Genomic DNA, 16,429 nt, shown 5'->3' with positions numbered 1-16,429 from the left:
TCAGACCTCGTTGAGCTGTTTGGCGGCGTCCAGCGCCGAGCGGCCGCGAGGGCCGTGGAAGTATTCGTGAATCCACGCGTCGTCGGTTTCCGAGACCACGTCGATGGGACCGGCCACCAGCACCTTCTTCTGCGCCAATACCGCAACGCGGTCGGTGATGGTGTAGAGCGTGTCGAGGTCGTGGGTCACCAGAAATACGCTCAGACCCAGCGCGTCGCGCAGGGTCAGGATCAATTGGTCGAACTGCGCGGCGCCAATCGGATCGAGGCCGGCAGTGGGTTCGTCGAGAAACAGGATGTCCGGATCCAGCGCCAGCGCCCGGGCCAGTGCCGCGCGTTTGATCATGCCGCCGGACAGCGAGGCCGGGTACTTGTCCGCCGCCGACAACGGCAGCCCGGCCAGCGCCAGCTTCACCGCCGCCAGATGTTCGGCGTCATCACGGCTGAGCCCGGCGTGCTCGATGAGGGGCAGGGCGACGTTCTCGGTGACCGTCAGCGACGAGAACAGCGCGCCTTTCTGAAACAGCACACCAAAACGCCGCTCAATCAGCGAGCGCTCATGCTCCGGCAAGCTTGGCAGGTTCTGGCCGAACACTTTGACCATGCCTTCGCTGGGCTGGCGCAGGCCGACGATGCTGCGCAGCAACACCGATTTGCCGCTGCCGGAGCCGCCGACCACGGCCAGGATTTCGCCTTTGTACAAGTCCAGGTCGAGGTTCTCGTGCACGCTTTGGCTGCCGAAGCGATTGCACAGGCCACGGACTTCGATCACCGCCTCGGAAGGCGCGCGGGGTAGACGACTCACCAGCCCATCTCCATGAAAAACAGCGCGGCAACCGCATCGAGCACGATCACCACGAAAATCGATTGCACCACGCTTGAGGTGGTGTGGGCGCCGACCGATTCGGCGCTGCCGCTGACCTTGAAGCCTTCCAGACAACCTATGGCGGCGATCAGGAACGCGAAGATCGGGGCTTTGACCAGGCCCACCAGGAAATGTTGAATCCCTATGTCGCTTTGCAGCAGCGACAGGAACATCGCCGGCGAGATATCCAGCGATACCGCGCAGACCACCGCGCCGCCGACGATCCCGCAGATCATCGCGAGGAAGGTCAGCATCGGCAGCGCCACCAGCAGCGCCAGCACCCGGGGCACCACCAGCAATTCCATCGGATCGAGGCCGAGGGTGCGAATGGCGTCGATTTCCTCGTTGGCCTTCATCGAGCCGATCTGCGCGGTAAAGGCACTGGCGGTGCGGCCGGCCATCAGAATCGCCGTGAGCAGCACGCCGAACTCACGCAGAAAGGCGAAGCCCACCAGATCCACGGTGAACACGCTGGCACCGAAACTGGCCAGCACCGTCGCCCCGAGGAACGCCACCACCGCGCCCACCAGAAAGGTCAGCAACGCGACGATGGGCGCGGCGTCGAGGCCGGTCTGTTCGATGTGGGCGATCATCGGCGTGATCCGCCAGCGCTTGGGCCGGAACAGGCTGCGAGCGATGGTTTCGAGGATCAGGCCGACGAAACCGAGCAGCTGCAAAGTGTCCTGCCAGACCGTATCAACGGCCCGGCCGATACGGGTCAGCAATTGCACGCTGACGCTGATTTCCGGTTCCTTGATCGGCACGCAGAAGTCGGTCAGCGAGCGATACACGGTTTGCAGCAAGGCGCGGTCGGCGCTGGAAATCGTGCAGTCAGGGTGTTCGGCGGATTTTCCCAGCCGCTCGGAGCCGAGCAGTTCGACGAGCAGCGACGCGCCGGCGGTGTCGAGGGCGCCGAGGCCGTTGAGGTCGATGGGGGTGTTGGCGTCGTACTGGCCGTGGAGCGTTTCGCTCAGTTGCTTGAGGTCGGCGTAATGGGCAAGCGTCCAGTCCCCGGTGACCCGCAGGCGGGCAGGGGTGATCGAGGTGTCCAGGCGGGCACTGCCGGTCATTGGGCTGCTGGTCATAAGCTCCGTGCTTGTTCGGCTTTTGAGACGAACCTACGTAATAGCACGAACACGGTTACTTTTCTTTGGTCGGTGTGCTGTCCGTGACTTCGAAGCGCAGCACGCCAATCACCTGACCGTCCTCGGTCAACACCCGCACCTGCCACTTGCCTGTCGGGTTGCCGGGGAAATTCTGTTTGTGAGTCCAGGCCCGGTAGCCCTCCTTGCGCCCGCCGTGGATGTCGAGGGCGATGCGGTCGACCTCTTTGCCGTTGAATTGCCAGACGTGATAAATCCGCTCATCAAGCCCGCGCGGCGCGTTGATCGCGGTGTAGGCATAGAGCCCGCCGCCACGGATCTGTTCGGCGCTGACTTCCTTGAGGCTGGCGCCCGGAACCCGGTCCTGCACCTGAGTGCTGATCGCCACGTCGGTCATCCACAGCGTCGCCGGCGGCACCCACGAACGCAGAACCCAACCGACGCCACCGATGCCGACCGTGATACACAGGATCGCCAGCGCATTGCGCACGGTGCGGATCGGGAAGATCGACGCCAGGCTCGGGAACGACAACACCACCGCAATCCCCAGCGCCCATTTGAAGCTTTGCGAGGTGGTCAGGTGCATGATCACCGGCAGCGCGGTGAGCAGGGCGGCGAACAGGGTCAGGGTGTGCAGCGCGAGGAACGCCCAGCGCCGTGGCGCCAGCCATTTGTAGTAGAGCGGGTCAACGATCGAGATCAGCGCCGCGATGCACAGCAGCCCGGTGAAAAACAGCTGGCCGCTGTTCCAGGTGGTGGTGATGAAGAAGAACGGCAGGACGAAAAACAGGCTTTCCTGGTGGATCATCTGCGTCGCGTAACGCAGCAGCGGCTGGGGGATTTCCCGTTTGAAGATCCGCGTGAACAGCTTGGTCAGGCTGTTTTCCAGCATCAGCCAGATCCAGCTCAGCAGCATGATCGTGGTGATCCAGCTCGCCAGCCCCTGTTGCCGGTCGACCAGAATGAAACTGCCGACCCCGGAGATGAAACCGCCGAGCGCAATGACCCCGGGGTAGCGCTTCATCAGTTCGAGAATGCGCTGGATCAGTAGGGTCAATTTAGACATTTGGGCGGTTCACGACAGTCGAGGAAAAAACCCCGACAGAGTACCGCCCGCCGGGCCGTGTGGCGAGGCTGCCGGTCAGTCTGGATCCACGGACTTGCGCCGATGCAGGCGCCAGCCAAGCAGAATCAGCACCAGCACGCCCAATCCGCCCGCCAGCAGCCACAACACCTGATCGTCGCTGAGCAGCGGTTTCTCGATCCGCAGATAACCCGGTTGCAGCAACAACTCGCGCATGGCCTTGTTCGCCGCCTCCAGCGTCACGCCTTGCAGCTCCCGCGCAGGATCGGCAAAGCGCCCGTCCTCGTAGTCGCCCAACGCGCTCCAGTAATAGTCGGCCATGGCGCTGGTGCCTTGCACGGCCCAGGCCTGGTGGGCGATGGCGGCTTGTTTCAAGCGATTGAAGGTGTCGGCGTCGAGGCCGTTTTTCAGCAGGTCGGCCTTGAGGTCTTCCAGCACTTGTTCGGCTTCGGCGATGTCACCGCGATCCAGGTCGGCGTTGAGGCTCATGAAGCCGACGCCACCGAACACCTCGCGTTCGGCCCACGGCCCGTAGGACAAACCGTGGTTCAGGCGCAGTTGGCGGTACAACGCCCACTCCAGGTATTCCTTGAGCAGGTCGAAGGTTTCGTCGTACTGATCGTCCAGCACCGGCTCCGGCACCAGCCAGTGCAGCTTGGCGCTGTTGCCGATGAAACCGCGAGTGATCGTGCGTTCGTGAGCGGCGCTGGCGCGGATGTCCGGCAGCGGACGGTGTTCGCTCGGCTCGACCGCTTCCAGCGCGCCCCACGCCCGTTCCAGATAGGCCGGCAGCAATTTATCGAGGTCGCCGACGACGATCAGGGTCATGTTGTTCGGCGCGTACCAGGCCTTGCGTACCTTCTCCAGCTGTTCGCGGGTCAGGCCATCGACCTCGGCCCGCTGCGGGCATTTGATGCCCAGTTCGACCGCCAGCTGATTGCTCGCGGTGTGGCCCAGGTCCTGCCGGTCGAGAAAGCGTTGCAGCCGGGTGTAATGACCGCCGTCCTCACGCTCGACCACTCGCTTGGCAGCGTTGATCGCGTTGTCGTCGAAGCGGGTCTGGGTCAGCAGGTCCAGCAGCAGGTCGAGGACCTTGCGCTGGTTTTTCGCCGGGGCTTCGATGACGAAGGTGGTGTCGGCGTTGCTGGTGAAGGCGTTCCAGTCACCACCGAGGGCCTGCATGCGCTCTTCGAGACCGCCTTCGCCGGTGGCGTCGATGCCGCTGAACAGCAAGTGTTCGAGCAGGTGCGGCAGCTCTTTTTCATTGCAGTCGAAATCGTCCAGACCGACGCCGATCACCAAGCGGATCGCCACGTGCCCACGCTCGGTGCCGGGCTTGAGCAGCAATTGCAGACCGTTGGGCAGCGCATAGCCTTCGACCTGAAAACGATCCAGGGCGAAAGCGGGCAGGGAACCGAGCAACAGACAGGCGAACAACAGGCAACGCATAACGAGCTTCCATACGGCTGAATTGGAGATCCGTGTCGTCAGTCCGGCTGCGAGGCCGAACCTTGAGTTACTGACTGACCACAACCCCAGACGTTCAAGGCGAATGCGTGATGTCCGCCATATCGTCCGCCGCCAGCGCGCCGGTATCGGAAGTTTCCAGCACCACATAGGCGCTGCTGCAGAACAGCGAGTTCAGGCGTTTCATGTCGGCAATCAACTCCAGGTGCAACGAACTGGTCTCGATACTCTGCACGATCTTACGTTGCAACCGGCTGACATGGGCGTGGGCCAGACGCCGTTCCTGTGCGCGAAAGCGACGTTTCTCGCGCAGCAACTGGCGGGCGCTTTCCTTGTCGCCGCTGAGGAACACCGACAGCCCCAGCCGCAGGTTGGCGATCAGTTGCTGGTGCAGCCCGGCCAGTTCTTCCAGCCCGTCTTCGGAGAACGACCGGCGTTGAGAAGTCTTCTGCTGCTGCACTTTGCGCAGCATGCGTTCGATCAGGTCGCTGGCCAGTTTGAGGTTGATCGCCAGCTCGATGATCTCCGCCCAGCGTCGACTGTCCTGTTCGCCGAGATCTTCGCGGGGCATCTGCGCCAGGTACAGCTTGATCGCGCTGTACAGCGCTTCGACATCATCGGTCAGCTTGCGCATTTCCTGAGTGATGGCGGTCTGCTTGCCGCGCAGCACGTCGAGGGTCGCGTCGAGCATGTTGTCGATCAGGTCGCCCATGCGCAGGGTTTCCCGAGCGGCGTTGGCCAGCGCCAGACTCGGCGTGACCAGCGCGGTGGCGTCGAGGTGACGCGGCTTGGCGGTGCCGTTGACCTCCGGCCGCTCCGGCAGCAGCCAGGCGCACAGCCGCGCCATCGGCCCGACGCTCGGCAGCAGGATCAGGCAACGCGCGGTGTTGTAGAGCAGGTGGAAGCCGATGACCATTTCCTGCGGGCTGAAATCCAGGCTGTCGATCCAGTGCACCAGCGGGTCGAGTACCGGAATGATCAGCAGCAGCCCGATCAGTTTGTACAGCAGGCTGCCCAGCGCCACCTGCCGGCCGGCGGCGTTCTGCATGCTGGTGCTCATGAACGCCAGCACGCCGCTGCCGATATTGGCGCCGATCACCAGACCGATAGCCACCGGCAGACTGATCACCGCAGCGCCGGCGAGCGTGGCGGTCAGCAGCACGGCGGCGAGGCTGGAATAGGAAATCATCGCGAACAACGCGCCGACCAGGGCGTCGAGCAGGATATCGCCGGTCAGCGACGCAAAAATCACCTTCACCCCTTGGGCATGGGTGATCGGCGCAGCGGCCTCGACGATCAGTTGCAGCGCCAGAATGATCAGCCCCAACCCGATGGACACGCGGCCCATCTGCCCGAGCCGCGTCTGTTTGCGCGACAGAAAGAAAATCACCCCGATAAAAATCAGCAGCGGCGACAGCCACGACAGGTCGAACGTCAGCACCCGCGCCATCAGCGCCGTACCGACATCGGCACCGAGCATGGTCGCCAGGGCCGGGGTCAACGCCATCAGGCCCTGACCGACAAAGGACGTCACGAGCATGGCGGTGGCGTTGCTGCTCTGCACCATCGCGGTGACGACGATGCCGGCGACAAAGGCCAGCCAGCGTTTGGACATGTTCTGGCCGATCACGTGGCGCAGATTGGTGCCGTACACCCGCAGGATGCCGGTTCGGACGATGTGCGTGCCCCAGATCAGCAGGGCCACGGCAGAAAGCAGATTGAGCAGGGTGAGCATGCAGACCCCCTGTAATGGCAGCGCCCCAGAGGGGCAAGTGGACGGTACCGCGCAATTTCTACGTTCTGATACTTAAGCTGTAGTTGGCTAACGGTCTGGGCGCCAGCATTGCACAGCTAAAGCGGGGATTGAAACAAAAGTGTCATGAAAACAGGTTCATGCAGCCATGAAAAAAGGGCCCGAAGGCCCTTTGATCTGTTGCGCAGCGTTCGGGTTACTGACCCGGAATATCCTTGCGCAGTTTCACCGGATCCTGCTGTTTGCGTTTTTTCGCAATGGCGGTGCGCATCTTGATGTTGATCGCTTCGACCGCCAGCGAGAACGCCATGGCGAAGTAGACGTAGCCTTTCGGTACGTGCACGTCGAACGATTCGGCAATCAGCACGGTGCCGACCACCAGCAGGAACGACAGCGCGAGCATTTTCAGCGACGGGTGCTTGTCGATGAACTCGCTGATCTTGCCCGAGGCCAGCATCATCACCAGCACGGCCACGATGATCGCCGCAACCATGACCGGAACGTGGGACACCATGCCGACGGCGGTGATCACCGAGTCCAGCGAGAACACGATGTCGATGATCGCGATCTGGATGATGGTGTAGAGGAAATTGCCGCCCTTGCCCGAAGGCTCGTCGCCGCTCTCATCTTCACCTTCCAGCGCGTGGTACATCTCCTGGGAGCTTTTCCACAGCAGGAACAGGCCACCGAAGAACAGGATCAGGTCGCGACCGGAAATGCCCTGGCCGAACACTTCGAACAGGTCGGCGGTGAGGCGCATGACCCAGGTGATCGACAGCAGCAACAGGATCCGCGTGATCATGGCCAGGCCAAGACCGAAGATCCGGGTGCGCTGCTGCATGTGTTTGGGCATGCGGCTGACCAGGATCGAAATCATGATGATGTTATCGATGCCCAGAACGATTTCCAGGGCGGTCAGGGTGAAGAAGGCAACCCAGATCTCAGGGTTGGTCAGCCATTCCATGTGTATTCCTTTGAGCGAGTGTTAAACCAGGACGCCAGCAATCAGCTGGCGTCCTGGTGAGTTTGGTGCCGTTACAACGTGCTGAACAGCGGGAAAGTCCCCAACAGCAAGGCTGCGACCAGTATGCACAGGCAGACCAGCACTGCCCACTTCAGGGTGAAACGCTGATGATCGCCGAACTCGATCCCCGCCAGTGCGACCAGCAGGTATGTCGACGGCACCAGTGGGCTCAGCAGGTGAACCGGCTGACCGACGATCGAGGCACGGGCCATTTCCACCGCGGTGATGCCGTAATGGCTGGCCGCTTCGGACAACACCGGCAACACACCGTAGTAGAACGCATCGTTCGACATGAAGAACGTGAACGGCATGCTCACCAGCGCCGTGATCACCGCCAGGTACGGGCCGAGGAAATCAGGGATCACCGCCAGCAGGCTTTTCGACATCGCATCGACCATGCCGGTGCCCGACAGGATACCGGTGAAAATGCCTGCCGCGAAGATCAGACTGACCACCGACAGCACGCTGCCGGCGTGGGCGGCGACGCGATCCTTCTGCATTTGCAGGCAAGGGTAGTTGACGATCATGGCAATACTGAACGCCACCATGAACAGCACCGGCAGCGGCAACAGGCCGGCGATCAGAGTGCACATCAGGGCCAGGGTCAGCAGGCCGTTGAACCAGATCAGTTTCGGACGGCGGGCATCCGGGAATTGCGAAACGCTGATTTCGCTGTGATCGATTTCGTCGCCGATCAGGTGCAGCTCGCCCAGACGCGCACGCTCACGTTTGCCGTAGAAGTAGGCAATGATCAGGATCGCCACCACACCGGCAGCCATCGCCGGGATCATCGGTACGAAAATGTCCGACGGGTCCACGTGCAGCGCACTGGCGGCACGGGCGGTCGGGCCACCCCATGGGGTCATGTTCATCACGCCGCCGGCGAGGATGATCAGACCGGCCATGATCCGCGGGCTCATGCCGATGCGGCTGTACAGCGGCAGCATGGCGGCCACGCAGATCATGTAAGTGGTCGCGCCGTCACCATCGAGGGAAACGACGAGCGCCAGTACGGCGGTGCCGACCGAAACTTTCAGCGGGTCGCCCTTGACCAGTTTGAGGATCTTGCGCACGGCCGGGTCGAACAGGCCGGAGTCGATCATCAGGGCGAAATACAGAATCGCGAACATCAGCATCACGCCGGTCGGCGCAAGCTTGGTAATACCTTCGAGCATCATCGGGCCGATCTTCGGCGCAAAGCCACCGAACAAAGCGAACAGGATCGGGATGATGATCAGAGCGATCAGCGCAGACAGGCGCTTGGTCATGATCAGGAACATGAACGTGATGACCATGGCGAAGCCAAGGAAAGTCAGCATGGGAATACTCCAGGCGTAGCGCGGCTAGGTAAGTGAGCGGATCGGCGGGATCAGCGCAGAACGGGAAGCACGAGGCGTACGGGCGGAGTTGCAGCGAGGAGGCGGGTTACAGAGGACATCAGAATCACCATTGTTGTTGTTAATTGGGCCTGTCGTGCGAGCAATCACACGCGTTGGCCAACCGGTCTGTTGCCGGCAGTGGGGGCGATCCTAATCGGGGAACCTTTCAGCTACCTTTCGCGCAAGAAAGCTTTGGGCGAACGGCCAACCGGCCGTCGGATGCGGGCTAGAGTCAATGAACACGGGAAGCGGAGGGCAGGGCGATGACTGAGTTGCACGGCGGTGGCTGCCATTGCGGACATATCCGCTATCAGTTCAGCGGCGCGTTGCAGGACATCGCCCACTGTCATTGTTCGATCTGTCGAAAGGTCAGCGGTGGCATCGTCACTACCTGGATCACGCTGCCGGCGGCGAACTTCCAGTGGCTGGCGGGGACGCCTTCGCGCTATGACTCATCGACCAGTTGCGCCCGGTTCTTCTGTCCGAACTGCGGCGCACAACTGGCGCTGGTAACGTTGCTCAGTCCCGAGAGCATCGATCTGACGATTGCCACACTGGATCACCCGGAGCAGGCCGCCGCCGAGCGGCATATCTGGACCGACAGCCAGTTGCCGTGGCTGCACCTGGACGAGCATTTGCCGGGCGAGCCCGAAGAAACCATCTGATTAAAAAACAGACAGATCCAGCGGCCGCATCGCGCCCATCCAGATCGCGTGTTCGGTGTGATCGAGCAAGTCATCGCCGGTGTCCGGGTGCAGGAACACCACCAAACCCTTGCGATTGAGCGCCAGCCACGGCAGCACGTCGCCGATCAGCTCCGGGCCGAAGGCCAACTGGCAGCTCCAGTCCGGGTGCGGGCCGATCGGACGTTCATGCACGCGGCCCATCTTCAATGGGAATAATTGCGCGGCCTGCTCACACAGCGCCCGCGCCTGTTCGATCGTGCTGGCGTCGTAATAAACATGGGCGTGATAACCCTTGATCGTCTGCATCGCAAACCCTCTGAATCGGTTCGAACCCTCGGCGTTGCCCGTATGTCACACGCCATACAAGGGAAAACAAAAGGGACCTCAGCCATGAAAAATGCCGAAACCCCGGCGGTGAAAGTGGTGCTCTATGGTGCCATGAGTAGCCTGGGCAGTGCGTTGATGGCTGAACTGCTGCGTCGCCAGCACGAAGTCATCGCGATCCTCGACGATCTGACGGCGCTCGCGCCACGGCCGGGGCTGCGCACCAAAAGCGGCGATCTGCTCGATGCCGAGCGGGTCAACCAGAGTGTCGCCGGCAGCTCGGTAGTGATCTGCCTGCTGAATGCGCCGGGCTTGCCGCTGATCAGCGATCATGTCGAGAAATCCGTGGTGCTGGGGCCGGTGGAACAGGTGCTGGCGGTGGATGCGCTGATCGACGGACTGCAGGCGGCGAACGTCTCGCGGCTGTTTGTCATCGGCGAATTCGAAGCCCTGGACGACCCGGAAAACGCAGACCCATTGCAACGCCACGCCGCCGAAGAAGTGCGCGAAGCCCTGCAAAGCAGCCCGCTGCACTGGACGCTGGTGAACGCACCGCGCAGCGTCGCCGGGCTGACGATCGAGCATTTCAATCAGGTCGGCCGCACGCTCGAACCGGGTCTGGCCGAACCGCTGGAGCGCCTGAACCGGGTGGCGGTGGGCATTGCCGATGAGCTGCGGCTGAATTTGCATCTGCGCCAGCACTTGGATTTTGTCGCCGCCTCTTGATCCGTTACACCGCAATCGACGGCAGCGCCAGCCCGGCCAGGGATTCGGCGCTGCTCGCCTGTTCAGCCATCAGCCAATCCACGAACGTCTGGATCAACGCGCCCCGGCGTTTGCGCTGCGGCAGCACCACGTAATAACCGAGGCGCGACAGGGTGGTTTCGGCGATCGGCCGGCACAGCAGACCCTGGGTAAGCAAGTTATCCACAAGGTGCCGCCAGCCGATCGCCACACCCTGACCGCCAATCGCGGCTTGAATCAACAAGGTGTAATTGTCGAAGCGCAGCTGGCCCGGGGCTGGCGGCGTGCTGATGTTCAGTGCGCGGAAGAGACCGCTCCAATCGAACCAGTTACTGCTGTTTTCCCCGCGCAGGTGCAGCAGCGGAAACTCCATCAATGCCTGGGCCGGCAAGGGCAGGGGGCGATCCTTGAGCAGTTGCGGGCTGCACACCGGAAACACTTCTTCGCTGAACAACCAGTGACTTTCGCCCTGTTTGAAGCGACCGTCGCCGAACAGAACGGCAACGTCGATATCCGGACGCAGCATGTTGTGATTGCGTTCGCTGGTGACCAGGCTCACGTCCACCTGTGGATTAGCTTCATGGAAGCGGTGCAGACGCGGCATCAGCCAATACGCGGCGAAAGCGAAATCGGTGGCGACCTGCAGCACTTCATGTTGCTGTTGCGTGCTGATCGCGCTCAATCCTGCGTCGATATTCTGCAAACCGAGGGTAACCTGCTCGAACAGGATCGAGCCGACCTCGGTCAGTTCGATGCCCCGGTAGATGCGATCGAACAGTCGCGTTCCGAGCTGTTCCTCCAGCCGTTTGATCTGCTGACTGATCGCCGGTTGCGTCGTGCCGAGCTCCACCGCCGCAGCGGTAAAACTGCGATGACGGGCCGCCGCCTCGAAGGCGCGCAACAGGTCCAGCGACAAAACACCGAGGGCTTCATACATAAGCTGTGCTTATCCTAGTCATTGTCCGGCGCGGGCTTTACCGGATATTGCGGGGAATCCATGCTCGATCGCAGCAATGTCGCATAAATATTCACTATGGAATGCCGCGATCACATGAAGCGCAAGAACATTCTTTTCATCATGGCCGATCAAATGGCCGCGCCAATGTTGCCGTTCTACGGCCCATCGCCGATCAAACTGCCGAATCTCAGCCGCCTCGCCGAACAAGGCGTGGTGTTCGATGCCGCCTACTGCAACAGCCCGCTGTGCGCGCCTTCGCGCTTCACCCTGGTCAGCGGCCAGTTGCCGAGCAAGATCGGCGCCTACGACAACGCCGCCGATTTCCCCGCCGACATTCCCACTTACGCGCATTACCTGCGCCGCCTCGGTTATCGCACCGCGCTGTCGGGCAAGATGCATTTCTGCGGCCCCGATCAACTGCACGGTTACGAAGAGCGCCTGACCAGTGACATTTATCCGGCCGACTACGGCTGGGCGGTGAATTGGGACGAGCCCGACGTGCGGCCGAGCTGGTATCACAACATGTCTTCGGTGCTTCAGGCCGGCCCGTGCGTGCGTACCAACCAGCTCGATTTCGATGAAGAGGTGGTGTTCAGGGCTCAGCAATACCTGTTCGACCATATCCGCGAGGACGGCGATCAGCCGTTCTGCCTGACCGTGTCGATGACTCACCCTCACGATCCGTACACGATTCCCAAGGCGTTCTGGGATTTGTACGACGATGCGAATATCCCGCTTCCGACGACGCCGGATCAGCATTCACTCGATCCGCACTCCCAGCGTTTGCTCAAGGTCTACGACCTGTGGGACAAGCCGCTGCCTGTGGATAAAATCCGCGACGCACGCCGCGCGTACTTCGGTGCATGCAGTTATATCGACGCCAACGTCGGCAAACTTCTGCAAACCCTCGAAGATTGTGGGCTGACGGACGACACCGTCATCGTGTTCTCCGGCGACCATGGCGACATGCTGGGAGAGAAGGGCCTCTGGTACAAAATGCACTGGTACGAAATGGCCGCGCGGGTGCCCCTGTTGATAAGTGCGCCCGGGCAGTTCAAATCGGGCCGTGTGAGCGCTGCCGTCTCCACCGCCGACCTGTTGCCGACCTTCGTCGAACTGGCTGGCGGCAGCTTGGAGCCGAACCTGCCGCTGGACGGCCGTTCGTTGGTGCCGCATCTGCAAGGGCAGGGCGGTCACGACGAGGTATTCGGCGAATACATGGCCGAAGGCACTGTCAGCCCGCTGATGATGATCCGCCGTGGCGCCTTCAAATTTATCTACAGCGAAACCGACCCTTGCCTACTCTTCGATGTGGATAACGATCCGCGCGAGCAGGAAGAACTCAGCCAATCACCGCAACATCGCCAGCTTTTCGACGATTTTCTTGCTGAAGCACGGGCCAAGTGGGACATCCCGGCGATCCACCGTGAAGTCCTCGAAAGCCAGCGTCGCCGGCGCTTCGTCTCCGAGGCGCTGACGATCGGCAAGCTGAAGAGCTGGGATCACCAGCCGCTGGTGGACGCCAGTCAGCAGTACATGCGCAACCACATCGACCTCGATGACCTGGAGCGCAAGGCCCGTTATCCACAACCCTGCCAAAACCAATAACGTTAAGGGGAAGTCCATGGTCAAGTTATCCACAGTCGTGACGGTCAGTCTGCTGGCACTGGGCAGCGCATCCGCGTTCGCCGAGAGCTGCGACACGGTGAAAATGGCCGACCCCGGCTGGAGCGACATCGCCGCGACCAACGCCATCACCGGGTTTCTGCTGGAGGGCATGGGCTACAAGGCCAAGGTCGACACGCTCGCGGTGCCGATCACCTTCGGCGGCTTGAAGGACGGGCAGGTCGACGTGTTCCTCGGCAACTGGATGCCGGCGCAGCAGGGCTTCTACGACAAGTTCGTCGCCACCGGTGACGTCACCCAACTGGCGAAGAACCTCGACGGCACCGAATTCACCCTGGCCGTGCCGGATTACGTGTGGGACGCGGGTGTGCATAACTTTGCCGACCTGAATAAGTACGCCGATAAATTCGAGAAGAAGATTTACGGCATCGGCTCCGGCGCGCCGGCGAACATCTCGCTGCAGGAGATCATCAAGAAGAACGACTTCGACCTGGGCCAGTGGAAGCTGATCGAGTCCAGCGAACAGGCGATGCTGGCCGAAGTCTCGCGGGCGGTGAAGAAGCAGAAGTTCGTCACCTTCCTCGGCTGGACTCCGCACCCGATGAACGTGCAGCTGAAAATGCATTACCTCAAGGGTGGCGAGAAGTACTTTGGCGACACGGGTAGCGTCTACACCCTGACCCGCAAGGGCTACGCCGAGGCCTGTCCGAATGTGGGTAAATTGCTGACCAATCTTTCGTTCACTCAGGAGATGGAGAACAGCATCATGGCCGAGGTGGTGAACAAGAAGGTCAGCAATGCGGAGGCGGTGAAGGCGTGGATCAAGGCGAATCCGGCGGTGTTGGACAAGTGGCTTGATGGGGTGAAGACCGTGGACGGCAAAGATGCGTTGCCGGCCGTTAAAGCCAAACTGTAACTGCGCGGGCCGATCGTTCCCACGCTCTGCGTGGGAATGCCGCAATGGACGCTCCGCGTCCCGGGCTGCGTACAATGCGCAAAATTTCACCCGAGAGGATCCATGGCCCTCCCCAGCCGTCGCTCACTTTTCCCCTTCCTGACCTGGCTGCCCCGGCAGACTCGCGCCAGCGTCGGGCGGGACCTGGTCGTCGGGCTCAGCGGGGCGATTCTCGCGTTGCCCCAGTCGATTGCCTACGCCCTGATCGCCGGTCTCCCACCGGAATACGGGCTCTATGCCGCCATCGTCCCGGTATTGATCGCCTGCCTGTGGGGCTCGTCGTGGCATCTGATCTGCGGCCCGACAGCAGCGATTTCGATTGTGCTGTTCGCCAGTGTCAGTCCGTTGGCCGTGCCTGCGTCACAGGACTACATCACCCTGATCCTGCTGCTGACCTTCCTTGCCGGGATTTTCCAGTGGCTGCTCGGCCTGTTGCGCTTCGGCGCGCTGGTAAATTTCGTCTCGCATTCCGTTGTGCTCGGTTTCACCCTCGGCGCGGCGGTGGTGATTGCGATCGGTCAATTGCCGAACCTGCTGGGGCTGGATCTGCCGGCCAAGGCCACGGCGCTGGCCAGCCTGATGGATTTGCTTCGCCATCTCGGGACTGTGGATAAACCATCGCTGGTCCTCGGTGCGGCCACGGTGGTGGTTGGCGCCTTGCTCAAACAATGGCTGCCGCGCTGGCCGACGCTGTTGATGACCTTGGTCCTCGGCAGTCTGGTGGTGTGGCTGTGGCCGGCGATGTTCGGCCATGTTCAACTGGTCAGCGCGTTTGTCGGGCGCTTGCCGCCGTTCAGTGGATTGCCGCTGGATATGGACCTGATCCTGCGCCTGCTGCCCAGCGCCGTGGCGGTGGGCATGCTCGGGCTGGTCACCAGCCTGTCGATTGCCCGTTCAATTTCCGCACGCTCGCAACAGCTGCTCGACGCCAACCAGGAAGTCCGCGCCCAGGGTCTTTCGAACATTGTCGGGGCGTTCTTTTCGGGATCGTTGTCGGCCGGCTCGTTCACCCGTTCCGGGCTGAGCTACGAGGCCGGGGCCTGTTCGCCGCTGGCCGGGGTGTTTTCGGCGTTGTGGGTGGCGTTGTTCGCGATCTTCGGTGCCGGGCTGATCGCGCACATTCCGATCCCGGCCATGGCCGGCAGCATTCTGCTGATCGCCTGGGGACTGGTGGATCATCGCGGCATTCGCGCGTTGCTGCGGGTCAGCCGGGCGGAATTTGTGGTGATGAGCCTGACCTGCGTCGCCACGTTGCTGCTGGAATTGCAGACGGCGATCTATGCCGGCGTGCTGGCCTCGTTGTTTTTCTACCTCAAGCGCACTTCGCAGCCGAGGGTGCAGCATTGGCGCGATGGTGAAGACGATGTGTTGCGGGTCGGCGGGTCGATCTTTTTCGGCGCGAGCCACTACCTGCAAGTACGCCTGCAACGGATGCATGGCGCGCGGGTGGTGATCGAGGCGCAGCAGATCAACTTCATCGACTATTCAGGCGTGGAAATGCTCCATCAGGAAGCCCGGCGGCTTCTGCGCCAGGATCGCAGCCTGACCTTGCGTCAGGCGCGACCGCAGGTGGTGGAGGAGTTGCGCAAACTCGAAGGGCCGGAGAAATGCCCGATCCGGTTCGAGGACTGAGGGCGCCTTACAGCGCCAACTGCCGACGCAATTCCGCCAGAACCGGCGCAGTGTCCGGACGCACACCGCGCCACAGGAAGAACGCTTCGGCAGCCTGTTCGGCCAGCATGCCCAAGCCGTCCATCACCACGCCTGCGCCATGCTCGCTGGCCCAGCGGCAGAACGCGGTCGGTTCCTTGCCGTACATCATGTCGTAGCACAGCGTCTTGCCGGGCTCGATCAGGCTTGGGGCAATCGGCGGCACGTCGCCGGTGAGGCTGGCGGAGGTGGCGTTGATGATCACGTCCACCGGCTCGCGCAACCAGTCGTAACCACTGGCCGACACCGGTCCCAAATCACAGAACAGTTCGGCCAGCAGCTCGGCCTTGTCCACCGTGCGGTTGGCGATGATCACCGAGGCCGGTTTCTCCGCCAGCAACGGCTCCAGCGCACCGCGCACTGCGCCACCGGCGCCGAGCAGCAGAATGCGTTTGCCGGTGAGGCTGAACCCGGCGTTGACCGTCAGATCCCGCACCAGACCGGCGCCGTCGGTGTTATCGCCGAGCAGGCTGCCGTCGGCCAGTTTGCTCAGGGTGTTCACCGCACCCGCGCGTTCGGCGCGGGCGGTCAGGCTGTTGGCCAGGCGATAAGCATCTTCCTTGAACGGTACGGTCACGTTGGCGCCGCGACCTTCCTGGAAAAACGCCGTTGCGCAGCCGGAAAAATCGTCGAGCGGCGCCAGCAGGGTGCTGTAGTCGAGGCTTTGCCCGGTTTGTTCGGCGAACAGTTTGTGAATCATCGGCGACTTGCTGTGGCCGATCGGGTTACCGAAAACGACGTAACGATCCATC

At 62.0% G+C, this 16,429-nt stretch carries 15 protein-coding genes; 5 read left to right on the top strand and 10 right to left on the bottom strand.

All coding sequences use genetic code 11. From position 1 onward, the window contains the following. From CAF74_RS24340 to CAF74_RS24310, 7 genes are all read right to left on the bottom strand, one after another. A complete protein-coding gene (locus CAF74_RS24340) occupies positions 1 to 804 on the bottom strand; it encodes an ABC transporter ATP-binding protein (protein ID WP_039764888.1) in 804 nt (267 codons plus the stop codon). Further along, positions 801 to 1,949 (bottom strand): ABC transporter permease, encoded by a 1,149-nt coding sequence (locus tag CAF74_RS24335; protein ID WP_045121722.1) that lies wholly within the window; start codon positions 1,947 to 1,949, stop codon positions 801 to 803. The genes CAF74_RS24340 and CAF74_RS24335 overlap by 4 nt, the downstream gene beginning before the upstream one ends. Positions 1,950 to 2,004: 55 nt before the next feature. Continuing rightward, positions 2,005 to 3,033, bottom strand: coding sequence for a DUF5924 family protein (locus tag CAF74_RS24330; RefSeq protein ID WP_085748034.1), 1,029 nt, complete (start codon positions 3,031 to 3,033; stop codon positions 2,005 to 2,007). A 75-nt stretch (positions 3,034 to 3,108) separates the two neighbouring features. Further along, on the bottom strand, positions 3,109 to 4,500 hold the full coding sequence (locus CAF74_RS24325) for a pitrilysin family protein (RefSeq protein ID WP_085748033.1): 1,392 nt from the start codon (positions 4,498 to 4,500) through the stop codon (positions 3,109 to 3,111). Positions 4,501 to 4,594: 94 nt separating this feature from the next. Then, positions 4,595 to 6,253 (bottom strand): Na/Pi cotransporter family protein, encoded by a 1,659-nt coding sequence (locus CAF74_RS24320; protein WP_085748032.1) that lies wholly within the window; start codon positions 6,251 to 6,253, stop codon positions 4,595 to 4,597. 214 nt (positions 6,254 to 6,467) lie between these two features. Beyond that, entirely contained in the window at positions 6,468 to 7,235 is a 768-nt protein-coding gene (locus CAF74_RS24315) for a TerC family protein (protein ID WP_085748031.1), read from the bottom strand. 71 nt (positions 7,236 to 7,306) lie between these two features. Then, positions 7,307 to 8,614, bottom strand: coding sequence for a CitMHS family transporter (locus CAF74_RS24310; protein WP_007954069.1), 1,308 nt, complete (start codon positions 8,612 to 8,614; stop codon positions 7,307 to 7,309). Between the two features lie 323 nt (positions 8,615 to 8,937). On the opposite strand from CAF74_RS24310, the gene CAF74_RS24305 reads away from it, so the two are divergent. After that, positions 8,938 to 9,339, top strand: a complete 402-nt coding sequence (locus CAF74_RS24305; protein WP_085748030.1) for a GFA family protein — start codon at positions 8,938 to 8,940, stop codon at positions 9,337 to 9,339. Here CAF74_RS24305 and CAF74_RS24300 read toward each other — a convergent pair whose 3' ends face one another. Continuing rightward, positions 9,340 to 9,666 carry a DOPA 4,5-dioxygenase family protein gene (locus tag CAF74_RS24300; RefSeq protein ID WP_085748029.1) on the bottom strand — a complete coding sequence of 109 codons (327 nt, stop codon included), beginning with the start codon at positions 9,664 to 9,666 and terminating at the stop codon, positions 9,340 to 9,342. A gap of 84 nt (positions 9,667 to 9,750) precedes the next feature. Here CAF74_RS24300 and CAF74_RS24295 point away from each other — a divergent pair, with 84 nt between their 5' ends. Beyond that, positions 9,751 to 10,410 (top strand): NAD(P)-dependent oxidoreductase, encoded by a 660-nt coding sequence (locus CAF74_RS24295; RefSeq protein ID WP_085748028.1) that lies wholly within the window; start codon positions 9,751 to 9,753, stop codon positions 10,408 to 10,410. A gap of 4 nt (positions 10,411 to 10,414) precedes the next feature. Here CAF74_RS24295 and CAF74_RS24290 read toward each other — a convergent pair whose 3' ends face one another. Continuing rightward, a complete protein-coding gene (locus tag CAF74_RS24290) occupies positions 10,415 to 11,365 on the bottom strand; it encodes a LysR family transcriptional regulator (protein ID WP_085748027.1) in 951 nt (316 codons plus the stop codon). Positions 11,366 to 11,479: 114 nt separating this feature from the next. On the opposite strand from CAF74_RS24290, the gene betC reads away from it, so the two are divergent. From betC to CAF74_RS24275, 3 genes are all read left to right on the top strand, one after another. Further along, a complete protein-coding gene (betC, locus tag CAF74_RS24285; protein WP_085748026.1) occupies positions 11,480 to 12,994 on the top strand; it encodes a choline-sulfatase in 1,515 nt (504 codons plus the stop codon). Positions 12,995 to 13,010: 16 nt separating this feature from the next. Continuing rightward, on the top strand, positions 13,011 to 13,928 hold the full coding sequence (gene choX / locus CAF74_RS24280; protein ID WP_085748025.1) for a choline ABC transporter substrate-binding protein: 918 nt from the start codon (positions 13,011 to 13,013) through the stop codon (positions 13,926 to 13,928). 102 nt (positions 13,929 to 14,030) lie between these two features. Further along, the gene (locus CAF74_RS24275) at positions 14,031 to 15,599 is read left to right on the top strand and encodes a SulP family inorganic anion transporter (RefSeq protein ID WP_085748024.1); all 1,569 of its coding nucleotides are present in this window, start codon (positions 14,031 to 14,033) and stop codon (positions 15,597 to 15,599) included. Positions 15,600 to 15,606: 7 nt separating this feature from the next. Here CAF74_RS24275 and aroE read toward each other — a convergent pair whose 3' ends face one another. Then, positions 15,607 to 16,428 carry a shikimate dehydrogenase gene (gene aroE, locus CAF74_RS24270; RefSeq protein ID WP_064379616.1) on the bottom strand — a complete coding sequence of 274 codons (822 nt, stop codon included), beginning with the start codon at positions 16,426 to 16,428 and terminating at the stop codon, positions 15,607 to 15,609. Position 16,429: the final 1 nt, after the last annotated feature.

Source organism: Pseudomonas sp. R45(2017) (assembly GCF_002112305.1).
GTDB classification, from domain to species: domain Bacteria; phylum Pseudomonadota; class Gammaproteobacteria; order Pseudomonadales; family Pseudomonadaceae; genus Aquipseudomonas; species Aquipseudomonas paraglycinae.
Note: the sequence above shows the minus strand (reverse complement) of the source record. Positions and strands in the feature narration are given on the sequence as shown.